1 protein-coding gene is annotated in these 470 nt (G+C 62.1%); it reads right to left on the reverse strand.

Annotation, left to right across the window (positions count from 1 at the left end; genetic code table 11):
• Positions 1-470 (reverse strand): hypothetical protein (locus RM572_RS29035; RefSeq protein ID WP_311676341.1); only part of this gene is annotated, 470 nt, incomplete at both ends.

Consider the following 470-nt stretch of genomic DNA (forward strand, 5'->3'; position numbering starts at 1 on the left):
TCTTTAGGGTCACCTTTTGTGAGGATCTCTGGGCGACCGTTCTCGATAGCGTCAAGGTTGTGGTTGTAGTGACCGGGAACAACGTTTTCGTTGTAGACAGCCGACGGCACCTCGGTGGTGTGTCCGCAATCGAGTTTTGTGCAGGCTGGCAGGCTCTTGGGGCCGTAGTCGGCCGGCATCGGGCAGTTGTGGACAAGGACCGGTGCGGTCGAGGTGGCGATGTAGAAGGTGTGGGTGTTCTCGATGGTCAGGTCCCACATGTGGGCGTCACCGTCCACGGGTGTAGCTGACTTGACCTGTGCGGCATCACCGTTGGGGGTGTAGAGGCCGTCACCGGATCGAAGATCCGCCGCGTCGGTCCAGCCGGGTCCGTTGGCCTGACTCGGTGTGGCGGCGGCTGCCAGGCTGCGAACCGGGTTCTGCGCGCGAATGGGGCTGTAGAACGGGTGGCGTTCGGTGGTGTTGATGAC

It is taken from the genome of Streptomyces hazeniae (genome assembly GCF_031845485.1).
GTDB classification, from domain to species: domain Bacteria; phylum Actinomycetota; class Actinomycetes; order Streptomycetales; family Streptomycetaceae; genus Streptomyces; species Streptomyces hazeniae.